General features: G+C 73.1%; 9 protein-coding genes and 1 pseudogene. 5 read left to right on the top strand and 5 right to left on the bottom strand.

Features of this window, described 5'->3' with window-relative positions; translation table 11 throughout:
- Positions 1-26: 26 nt before the first annotated feature.
- Entirely contained in the window at positions 27-1085 is a 1059-nt protein-coding gene (locus KBX63_RS34525; protein WP_210918625.1) for an aldo/keto reductase, read from the bottom strand.
- A 97-nt stretch (positions 1086-1182) separates the two neighbouring features.
- On the opposite strand from KBX63_RS34525, the gene KBX63_RS34520 reads away from it, so the two are divergent.
- Entirely contained in the window at positions 1183-1665 is a 483-nt protein-coding gene (locus KBX63_RS34520; RefSeq protein WP_247663932.1) for a hypothetical protein, read from the top strand.
- 37 nt (positions 1666-1702) lie between these two features.
- Here the strand turns inward: KBX63_RS34520 and KBX63_RS34515 are convergent, their stop codons facing one another.
- Positions 1703-2215 (bottom strand): HIT domain-containing protein, encoded by a 513-nt coding sequence (locus KBX63_RS34515; protein ID WP_210918626.1) that lies wholly within the window; start codon positions 2213-2215, stop codon positions 1703-1705.
- 198 nt (positions 2216-2413) lie between these two features.
- Between KBX63_RS34515 and KBX63_RS36295 the strand changes: the two genes are divergently transcribed.
- On the top strand, positions 2414-3163 hold the full coding sequence (locus tag KBX63_RS36295) for a D-Ala-D-Ala carboxypeptidase family metallohydrolase (RefSeq protein WP_210918623.1): 750 nt from the start codon (positions 2414-2416) through the stop codon (positions 3161-3163).
- Positions 3164-3295: 132 nt separating this feature from the next.
- Here the strand turns inward: KBX63_RS36295 and thrS are convergent, their stop codons facing one another.
- Positions 3296-5305, bottom strand: coding sequence for a threonine--tRNA ligase (gene thrS / locus KBX63_RS34505; RefSeq protein WP_210918622.1), 2010 nt, complete (start codon positions 5303-5305; stop codon positions 3296-3298).
- A gap of 220 nt (positions 5306-5525) precedes the next feature.
- Here thrS and KBX63_RS34500 point away from each other — a divergent pair, with 220 nt between their 5' ends.
- A complete protein-coding gene (locus tag KBX63_RS34500) occupies positions 5526-6431 on the top strand; it encodes a DUF1775 domain-containing protein (protein ID WP_210918621.1) in 906 nt (301 codons plus the stop codon).
- 221 nt (positions 6432-6652) lie between these two features.
- Here KBX63_RS34500 and KBX63_RS34495 read toward each other — a convergent pair whose 3' ends face one another.
- Positions 6653-7573 (bottom strand): ADP-ribosylglycohydrolase family protein, encoded by a 921-nt coding sequence (locus KBX63_RS34495; RefSeq protein WP_210918620.1) that lies wholly within the window; start codon positions 7571-7573, stop codon positions 6653-6655.
- Between the two features lie 73 nt (positions 7574-7646).
- On the opposite strand from KBX63_RS34495, the gene KBX63_RS34490 reads away from it, so the two are divergent.
- Both KBX63_RS34490 and KBX63_RS34485 read left to right on the top strand, forming a co-directional pair.
- Positions 7647-8336: a response regulator transcription factor gene (locus KBX63_RS34490; RefSeq protein WP_074318485.1), complete on the top strand. Its 690-nt coding sequence runs from the start codon at positions 7647-7649 to the stop codon at positions 8334-8336.
- A gap of 29 nt (positions 8337-8365) precedes the next feature.
- On the top strand, positions 8366-9769 hold the full coding sequence (locus KBX63_RS34485) for a HAMP domain-containing sensor histidine kinase (RefSeq protein ID WP_210918619.1): 1404 nt from the start codon (positions 8366-8368) through the stop codon (positions 9767-9769).
- A gap of 63 nt (positions 9770-9832) precedes the next feature.
- Here KBX63_RS34485 and KBX63_RS34480 read toward each other — a convergent pair.
- Positions 9833-9931, bottom strand: a pseudogene (locus tag KBX63_RS34480) (IS5/IS1182 family transposase); the annotation flags it as partial.

Here is a 9931-nt window from a genome sequence, read left to right as displayed (position 1 = left end):
GGGCGGGCGGGGGCGGGTGCGCAGGGTCAGGGGTGGGTGACCGGGTGGGTGGGGCGGGGCCAGTGGGGGCGGTCGGCGTCGCGCAGGGCGGCGGTGCGCAGGGCGGCCAGCTGGCGCTCCACCTCGGCGAACTGGTCCGGCGGCAGTGGGCCCCGGTGCAGCGCGGCGGCGTTCTCCTCGACCTGGTCGACCGTACGGCAGCCAGGGATCGGGATGGTGCGCCCGCTGCGGGCCCAGATCCACCCCAGCGCGCCCTGTGCGAGGGTGCGCCCGTCGGCGGTGAGCGCGGCACGGACCGCGCCCACCCGGCGCAGCCACTCCGGTGCCGGCCGGCCGCCGCGGAACCACTCCAGCCAGCCCGGGGTCAGCCCACGCACGTCGTCGCGGGGCAGCGTCGAGGTGGCCGAGTACTTGCCGGTGAGCAGACCCATCCCCAGCGGCCCGCGGTTGACACTGGCCAGGTCGTACTTGTCGCAGACGGCGAGCAGCTCGGGGGCGTCGCGCAGCACCGACAGGGTGTGCTGCACGGCGGTGGCGCCGGCGGCCGCGTGCCCGAACGCGGTCGCCCGGTCGGGGCGGTCGGTGCTCCACCCGTACGCCCGGATCAGGCCCTCGGTGACCAGGTCCTCGCAGGTGCCGATCAGCGCCTCGGCCCGAGGCACCGGCAGGTCGGCCAGGTGCAGCTGGTACAGGTCGATCCGGTCGGTGCCCAGGCGGCGCAGCGAGTCGATGACCGCCCGCCGCAGGTATGCCGGCGACGCGTCCTCGCCGGTCGCCTGCCGGCTCGCCTCGTCGAAGGTGTAGCCCCACTTGGTGGCGATCACGGCCTCGTCCCGGCGGCCGGCGAGCGCACGCCCGAGCACCCGCTCACCGTGCCCGGCGCCGTACGTGTCGGCGGTGTCGAACAGGGTGACGCCCAGGTCGAGCGCGCGGCGCACCGCCCGCGTGGACTCGTCGTCGTCGACCGCGCCCCAGCCCAGCGGCTGGGTGCCCTCCGCCCAGGGGCCGCCGATCGCCCAGCACCCCATGCCGAGGGCGCTGACCTCGATGCCGCTGCGCCCCAACATCCGTGTCGTGACTGCCATCGAACGATCGTGCCACCTTCATCGGGTTCGGACGTAGCGGTTCCCGGACGGGGACGCCGGAGCGCGGCGGCGGGTGCCGTGCGGCATGATCGGCCCCATGCGACGGCTGGGTGTGGACATCGGCGGCGTGCTCATCGAGCCGGCTGACGAGGACGCCGACACGTCGTTCTTCGGCGCGCACTACCTGCGCACCCCCGCCGTCGACGGGGCGTTCGAGGCGCTCGCTGCGCTCGGCCCGGCGTTCGACGAGGTGCACCTGGTCTCCAAGTGCGGCGAGGCCACCGAGCGGCGGACCCGGGAGTGGCTCGTCCACCACGACTTCCCGACCCGCACCGGCATTCCGGTCGAGCGGCTGCACTTCTGCCGGACCCGGCCGGACAAGGCGCCGATCGCCCGGCGGCTCGGGCTGACCCACTTCGTGGACGACAAGCTCGAGGTGCTCGGCTACCTCGACTCGGTGCCGCACCGCTACCTGTTCCGCCCCCGCCCGGCGGAGGTCGCCACGCACGCCGGGCTGCTGCCCCGCGTACACCGGGTGGAGAGCTGGCCGGAGCTGGCCGCCCTGCTGCGCGCCGGCTAGCCGCACCGGCGCGCACGCCGCGCGCCGGCCCGACCGGTCAGGAGGGCCAGGCGCGGGCGAGCAGGTCGCGGGTGTCGCCGAGCAGTTGCGGCAGGACCTTGGTGCGGCCGATCACCGGCATGAAGTTCGCGTCGCCGCCCCAGCGCGGCACCACGTGCTGGTGCAGGTGCGCGGCGATGCCGGCGCCGGCCACCCCGCCCTGGTTCATCCCCAGGTTGAAGCCGTGCGCGTTGCTCACCTTGCGGATCACCCGCATCGCGGCCTGGGTGAACGACGCCAGCTCGCTGGTCTCCGGCCCGTCCAGGTCGGTGTAGTCGGCCACGTGCCGGTACGGGCAGACCAGCAGGTGCCCCGGGTTGTACGGGTAGAGGTTGAGCACCACGAAGACGTGCTCGCCGCGGACCACGACCAGGCTCTCCTCGGGCGGCAGCTTGGGCGCCCGGCAGAACGGGCACCCGGTGGGCTGCTCGTAGCCCTCGGCCGGACGGTCCTCGCCGGAGATGTACGTCATCCGGTGTGGCGTCCAGAGCCGCTCCAGGCCGTCGGCCATTCCGCCGCTGTCCGTGTGCCGTTCCGCCCCAGTCACAGAGGCGATCCTACGGACCGTTCCGGACGGCGGCGACGGCTGCCATCCGCTCGCGAGGGGCGGCCGGATTGTCGGCTGTTCAGAATCGCGTCGGCTGGAAGTTGTTGACGAACGAAGTCCCACCCCTGAAACTTCCATACATCCACGCACTTCCATGCACCGATGGAGGGTTCAGTGATCCGACGAATCGGCACCTTTCTCGCGGCCATCGCGCTGACCGCCGTCAGCACCGTGGCCGGGGTCACCCTGACCGCCGGAGCCGCGCACGCGGACGGCTGCTACACCTGGGGACGCATGCTGTCCCAGGGGATGTCCGGCGAGGACGTCCGGCAACTCCAGGTCCGGGTCGCCGGCTACCCCGGGTCCGGCGCCGTGCTCACCATCGACGGCGCGTACGGGCCGGCCACCCGGTCCGCCGTGCTCCGCTTTCAGCAGGCGTACGGGCTCCCCGCGGACGGCATCGCCGGCCCGCAGACCTTCAACCGGATCTACGCCCTCCAGGACAACGACTGCACGCCGGTCAACTTCGACTACGCCGAGTTCAACGACTGCAACAGCGACTGGTCCGGCGGGGCGGTGTCGGCCAGCACCGCCCGGTTCAACGCCCGGGTCTCCATGTGGAAGCTCCAGGCCATGCGGCACGCGCTCGGCGACCAGCAGATCCGGGTGACCAGCGCGTTCCGCAGCTACGCCTGCAACAGCGCGGTCGGCGGGTCGTCGACCAGCCGACACCTCTACGGGGATGCCGTCGACCTCGGCGCCACCCCGCACTCACTGTGCCGCCTGGCCCAGCAGGCCCGCAACCACGGCTTCAACGAGATCCTCGGCCCCGGCTACCCGGGCCACAACGACCACACCCACGTCGCGCACAAGTCCACCCGGACCTGGTCGGCGCCGACCTGCGGGATCTGACACCGAGCGTTCGCCCAATGATCGCGCTCGAACATGGAAGTGGTGGGCACCCGTCGGGGGGGGGGCCCCCCGGGGGGGGGGCGCCCACCACTTCATGGATCGAGCACGATCATGGCGACCGCGACAGGCGCGCTACTCCGCGGCGGCGGAGGGGCCGATGTTGGTCCGCGTGCTGACCACGTCGAGGATGTGGGTCACCGCCTCGGCGATCGGCACGCCGTTGCGTTGCGAGCCGTCCCGGTAGCGGAAGGAGACCGTGCCGGCGGCCACGTCGTCGTCGCCGGCGATCACCATGAACGGGATCTTCTGCTGCTGCGCGGTACGGATCTTCTTCTGCATCCGGTCGTCGCCCGCGTCCACCTGCGCCCGGATCCCCTCGGTGCGCAGCGCCGCGACGAACCCGTGCAGGTAGTCGGTGTGGTCCTCGCGGATCGGGATGCCGACCACCTGGACCGGAGCCAGCCAGGCCGGGAACGCCCCCGCGTAGTGCTCGGTGAGCACCCCGAAGAACCGCTCGATCGAGCCGAACAGCGCCCGGTGGATCATCACGGGTCGCTGCCGGCTGCCGTCGGCCGCCTGGTACTCCAACCCGAACCGCTCCGGCTGGTTGAAGTCGACCTGGATGGTGGACATCTGCCACGTCCGCCCGATCGCGTCCCGGGCCTGCACCGAGATCTTCGGCCCGTAGAACGCCGCGCCGCCCGGGTCGGGGACGAGGTCCAGCCCGGAGGTCGCTGCGGCGGTCCGCAGCGCCTCGGTCGCCTCCGCCCAGTCCTCGTCGTCACCGATGAACTTGGGCGAGTCGTCCCGGGTGGACAGCTCCAGGTAGAAGTCGTCCAGGCCGTAGTCGCGCAGCAGGTCCAGCACGAAGCTGAGCAGCGTGGACAGCTCGCCGGCCATCTGCTCGCGTGTGCAGTAGATGTGCGAGTCGTCCTGGGTCAGGCCGCGCACCCGGGTCAGGCCGTGCACCACGCCGGACTTCTCGTACCGGTAGACCGTGCCGAACTCGAACAGCCGCAGCGGCAGCTCCCGGTACGACCGCCCGCGCGCCCTGAAGATCAGGTTGTGCATCGGGCAGTTCATCGCCTTGAGGTAGTAGTCCGCGCCCTCCAGCTGCATGGGCGGGAACATGGTGTCCGCGTAGTAGGGCAGGTGCCCGGAGGTCTGGAACAGCTGCGCCTTGGTGATGTGCGGGGTGTTGACGAACTCGTACCCCGCCTCCTCGTGCCGGCGCCGCGAGTAGTGCTCCATCTCCCGGCGGATGATGCCGCCCTTGGGGTGGAAGACCGCCAGACCCGAGCCGATCTCGTCGGGGAAGCTGAACAGGTCCAGGTCGGCGCCGAGCTTGCGGTGGTCGCGCCGGGCGGCCTCCTCCAGCAGCTTCAGGTACGCCTTCAGCTCGTCGCGGGTCGGCCACGCGGTGCCGTACACCCGCTGCAACTGCGGGTTCTTCTCCGACCCGCGCCAGTACGCGGCGGCCGAGCGCATCAGCTTGAACGCGCCGATCAGCCGGGTGGTCGGCAGGTGTGGGCCCCGGCACAGGTCCGACCAGCAGACCTTGTCCTCCTTGGCGTCGAGGTTGTCGTAGATGGTCAGCTCGCCGCCGCCCACCTCCATCACCTGCGAGGAGTCCAGCCCGTCACCCTTGAGGTCGATCAACTCCAACTTGAACGGCTCGTCGGCCAGCTCGGTGCGCGCCTCGTCCAGGTTGCGGAAGCGGCGCCGGCGGAACCGCTGGCCGGACTTGATGATCTCCTGCATCCGCTTTTCGACCCTGCTGAGGTCGTCGGGCTGGAACGGCTTGTCGACGTCGAAGTCGTAGTAGAAGCCGTTCTCGATCGGCGGGCCGATGCCCAGCTTGGCCTCGGGGAAGATGTCCTGCACGGCCTGGGCCAGGACGTGCGCGGTGGAGTGGCGCAGCACGTTCAGCCCGTCGGGCGAGTCCAGGCTGACCGGCTCGACGACGGTCTCCTCGGCCGGCGACCAGTCCAGGTCGCGCAGCTGACCCTCCGGGTCGCGGACCACGACGATCGCCTTGGGGCCGTTCGCGGGCAGTCCGGCCGCGGCCACCGCGTCGGCCGCCGTGGTCCCGGCGGCGACGACGACAGGGTCGGCCACGGCGGGGGTACGGGGTGCGGACACGGTGACTCCTTCATGCGGTACGAGACGGATGCCGATCCTCGGCTCCTGCCGATGCTATCGGTCCACCCACCGCAGGTAAGGAAGGGCACCTTCTTAACGCCTCCGGTATAGGAAGGACCCCTTGTTAACAGGCGGCGTTGAACCTTTTGCGCCTCGGAGCCGAACTAGGAGGTGTGGCCGGAACCGGTGCCGGTCGCGTCGACACGGATGGGGGCACGAGATGGCGAGCACGCACGGCGGTAGCTGCCGGCAGCGGATCGCGGCGGTGACCGCGCTGACCGCCGCCGGGCTGCTGCTCTGGCCCGGTACGGCGCACGCGGCGGACGTGACGACCACCCCGACCCAGGCCCGGCAGGGCGACGCGGTGCGGCTGGAGTTCACCGTGCCGGAGGAGCGGGCCGGCACGACGACCCGCCAGATCGAGGTCCGGTTGCCCGCCGACGCGCCGGTGGCCGAGGTGTACCCGATGTCGGTGACCGGTTGGGCGCCCCGGATCAGTTCCCGCACCCTGGACCGGCCGCTGGCCGGCATCCACTCCTCCGTCGTGAGCACGGTGACCACCGCGGTCACCTGGATCCGGGTCGGCAAGGGCGAACCGGGCCCCGCCCGGCTGGCGCTGTCCATGGGCCCGCTGCCGCAGGCCGAGCGGCTCACCTTCGAGGTGGTCCAGACGTACGCCGACGGCACGGTGGTCCGCTGGGCGGACGCCACCGGCGCGCACCGGGCCCCGGTGCTCACCCTGCTGCCGGCGGCGGCGGGCGCGGCCGGCCCGGCCGGGCACGGCGGGCACGGCGCCCCGGCGGCCGGGGCGGCGACCGACCCGGGCGCCGGCGACGCCGCGCCGGCGGACCGCGCGAACGGCGCCGGGGAGGAGTCCGGCAGCGCCGACGCCATGCTGGCCTCCGGCCTGCTGGCCGGGCTGGGCGGCGGCGCGGCGATCGGCTGGCTGGTCAGCCGATGGCGCCGGCGCGACCCGGCCGAGCGCACGGCGCTGGCCGAGGTGACCGGCGGAGACGACGACGACCCCGCGCCTACCGATCCGACGCCGGGTGAGTCCGTGCCGCGTGAGTCGGTGCAGGGTGAGTCGGTGCCGGCGGCCGTCGCCACCCCGGTCCGCGCCGGCTGAGGCCGGCCGCACCGTCGGCGGCCCACGGCCCACCGTCCACGGCTGCGGCTTCGACGGCCCGCATCCAGCGCAGCCGGCGGTCACCGCGCGACCTTTGCTCTGCTTCAACCCGCGCAACGGTTCAGGGCCGTGGCTGTAGCCTCGGTTGAAGCAGAGCAAAGGCTTCGGAGAGGTCGGGTGGCAGGACGCGGTCCGGCTCGGTGGTCCGACACGGCGACGTGTCAGGGCACCCAGGTAGGCAGCGGCTCGCGGGCGGCCAGCCACGGCTCGGGCACGCCACCGGGCGTGCCGATGCCGGTGTACGCCGCCACCACCGCGCCGGCGATGGCGGCCGTGGTGTCCACGTCCCCGCCGGCCTGCACGCAGACCCGGATCGCCGCCGGATAGTCGTCCAGGTGGGTGGCGGCCACCCACAGGGTGAAGCCGACGGTGTCCTGGGCGGTCACCCGGGAGCCGTTGCCGAGCGCCGCCACCACCCGGGACAGCGGCCGGCCGAGCAGCCCGGCCGCCCGGTTGACGCTGCGGTGCACCTCGGTGCCCGGATCGACCGCGCCGGCGATCCCGGCGAGCAGCCGCTCCGGTGCCGGGCGGTGCCCGTCGAGGCGGGCCCGGGCGGCCAGCGCGGCGGCGACCGCCACCGCGACCGCACCGGCGATCCCCTCCGGGTGCGCGTGGGTCACCTCGGCCGAGGCTCGGGCCTGGGCCGCGGCGCGGACGGTCGAGTCGGCGAAGTACGCGCCGAGCGGGCCGACCCGCATCGCCGCGCCGTTGCCGCAGGAGCCCTGGCCGTCGAAGGCCGACGCGGCGGCCACCGGCCACGGCGTGCCGGTGCGGATCAGCCGCAGGATCAGCATCGCGCCCGCGCCGTAGCCGCGGCGCGGATCGCAGCGCTCGGCGAACGCCAGGGCCAGCCGGTCCCGGTCGACGCCGCCGGATGCGGCCAGCCCGGCGAGGACCGAGCAGGCCATCTCGGTGTCGTCGGTCCACTCCCAGGGCGCCGGCGGCAGGACGCCCGCGGCAAGATCCGCCGGGTGTGCCCCGGGTACGAAGTACTGGGCGCCGAGCGCGTCGCCGGTGGAGAGACCGGCGAGGCTGTCCCGGGCGAGCGCCAAGCGGGCATCGGCGAACAGGGTGAAGGACATCGTCGTACCAGCTTGCCCGCTCGTCAGGTACGCCGCAACGCGATCAACTTGCCAGGCCAAGTACGGTCTTGGGGTGGCCTCCGTGCTCCTGGTCGAAGACGATCATGTCGTACGCGGCGCGATGCTGCGGTCCCTCGCCGACCGGGGGCATGCCGTGCACGCCGTGGGCACGGCGCTGGACGCCCTGCGCCGGGTCGCCGCGGAGACGCCCGACCTTGTGGTGCTGGACCTGGGCCTGCCCGACCTGGACGGCTCGGACGCGCTGCGGATGCTGCGCGGCATCACCGACATCCCGATCATCATCGCCACCGCGCGTGACGACGAGCAGTCGGTGGTCAAGCTGCTGCGCGCCGGCGCCGACGACTACATGGTGAAGCCGTTCACCGGTGCGCACCTGGACGCGCGGATCACCACCGTGCTGCGCCGGGCCGGTCGGGCCAGCCGGACGGTGCAGCCCGCGGTGCACACCGTCGGCGGGCTTCGGGTGGATGTCGGCGAGCGCAGCGCCCACCTCGACGGGGAGCCGCTGGCGCTGACCCGCAAGGAATTCGACCTGCTGGCGTATCTCGCCGCACGACCCGGGCGGGTAGTGTCCCGCCGGGAGCTCTTGGAGGAGGTATGGCGGCAGCCATCGGTCGGCGAGGATCAGACCATCGACGTTCACCTGTACTGGCTTCGCCGAAAGATGGGCGAGTCCGCGGCGAAGCCGCGCTACCTGCGCACCGTGCGGGGGGTCGGATTCCGGCTGGTGGCACCGGACTGAGGACGGCGCTGGCCCTGCTCACGGCCGGCATGTGCAGCCTCGTCGCGCTCGCGTTCCTGATCCCGCTCGGCCTGAGTCTGCGCGAGCAGACCCGGGACGAGGCGATCGGCGACGCCGCCCGGCGTAGCTCGCTGGTGACCGGGGCGCTGGCGGTGAGCACGGAGCCTGCGGTGGTCGAGCGGGCCGTGGTGGCCAGCGGCGAGGGCGCACCGGCCCGACCGGTGGTGCACGGGCTGGGTCTCGACGAGTCTGCCGGCCGGGCCTTCGACGCCGACCTGGACCGGGCACGTGCCGACCGGCGCTCGCTGGTTGCCGACGTCGACGGCGGGGTGGTCCGGCTCGACCCGGTGGTCCTCGGTGACCGGACCGCCGTGGTCGAGGTGTTCGTGCCGGACTCGGCGCTGGGCGAGGGCGCCGGCGGCACCTGGCTGCTGCTGTTCGCGGTCGGCGCGGCGATGGCCGGCGCGGCGGTGCTGGTGGTCGACCGGGTCGCCGCCCGCGCGGTGGACTCGACCCGGGGGCTGGTCAAGGCCGCGCTCTCGATCGGCGACGGCGACCTGGGGGTACGCGTGGAGCCGACCGGCCCACGCGAGCTGGCCGAGGCCGGGTACGCCTTCAACCGGATGGCCGACCGGCTGGACGCGGCCCGCACCGATGAACGGGAGTTGGTGGCCGACCTGTCGCACCGGCTGCGTACCCCGTTGACCGTGCTGCGGCTGGACGCGGAGGCGTTGGAGTCCGACGACACCAGCGTGGGTTCGTTCTCCGAGGCGGAGCTGGACCGGCGTCGCGGCATCCGGCGGATCCGGCAGGCGATCGTCACCCTGGAGGGTGAGATCGACGTGCTGATCAAGACCACCCGCAAGGCGGTGGCTCACGAGGCCGGGCCGGCGATGTGTGACGTCAGCGAGGTGGTCCGGGACCGGATGGTGTTCTGGGCGGCGCTGGCCGGCGACCAGAACCGGCCGCACCGGGTCATCGGCGCGCAGCTGCGCATTCCCGCGCCGGTGCCGCGTGCCGAGCTTGCCGCCGCGCTGGACGCGGTGATCGGCAACGTCTTCCGCTACACGCCGCAGGGCACCGCGTTCGAGGTGGCCGTGTCCCGCCGGGACGGCTACGTGGCGATCCGGATCGACGATGCCGGGCCCGGCATCGTCGATCCGGACCGGGCGCTGCGCCGGGGCACCAGCGACCAGGGCTCGACCGGGCTCGGCTTGGACATCGCCAAGCGGGTGTCGTTGCAGGCCAACGGGTCGGTGAGCATCGACCGCGCCCGGCTGGGCGGCGCCAGCGTGGTGATGCTGCTCGCCGATCCGGAGGCGACGCCCCGGCAGGTCAACCGGTTCGGCCTGGTCGGCCGGATGGCGCGGGACGCCCGGGACCAGAAGACCACCGGTCGACGCTGGCCCCGCCAGCGCCCCACCGACGACTGACCGCCCGGGGCTGTGCGCCGGCGCAAGTCTTCCTTAGAGGGCATTCGATTTGTTCTTGATCTACTAGTAGGTGCCTCGCCAGGTAGGTGTGGTTTCGCCCGTTATGCGGCGGCTGATGTTGTCGATCATCGCGATGTGGATCATGGCTTCGGAGCTGGCCGG

The organism is Micromonospora sp. U21, from assembly GCF_018070045.1.
GTDB lineage: Bacteria > Actinomycetota > Actinomycetes > Mycobacteriales > Micromonosporaceae > Micromonospora.
The sequence above is the reverse complement of the archived record's forward strand: the minus strand, read 5'-3'. Positions and strand labels throughout refer to the sequence as shown.

Bases quoted from the DNA above. Each gene is read 5' to 3' on its own strand.
- KBX63_RS34525 (WP_210918625.1), bottom strand. From the start codon at position 1,085: ATGGCAGTCACGACACGGATGTTGGGGCGCAGCGGCATCGAGGTCAGC.
- KBX63_RS34520 (WP_247663932.1), top strand. From the start codon at position 1,183: ATGCGACGGCTGGGTGTGGACATCGGCGGCGTGCTCATCGAGCCGGCT.
- KBX63_RS34515 (WP_210918626.1), bottom strand. From the start codon at position 2,215: ATGGCCGACGGCCTGGAGCGGCTCTGGACGCCACACCGGATGACGTAC.
- KBX63_RS36295 (WP_210918623.1), top strand. From the start codon at position 2,414: ATGGAGGGTTCAGTGATCCGACGAATCGGCACCTTTCTCGCGGCCATC.
- KBX63_RS34500 (WP_210918621.1), top strand. From the start codon at position 5,526: ATGGCGAGCACGCACGGCGGTAGCTGCCGGCAGCGGATCGCGGCGGTG.
- KBX63_RS34495 (WP_210918620.1), bottom strand. From the start codon at position 7,573: ATGTCCTTCACCCTGTTCGCCGATGCCCGCTTGGCGCTCGCCCGGGAC.
- KBX63_RS34485 (WP_210918619.1), top strand. From the start codon at position 8,366: ATGTGCAGCCTCGTCGCGCTCGCGTTCCTGATCCCGCTCGGCCTGAGT.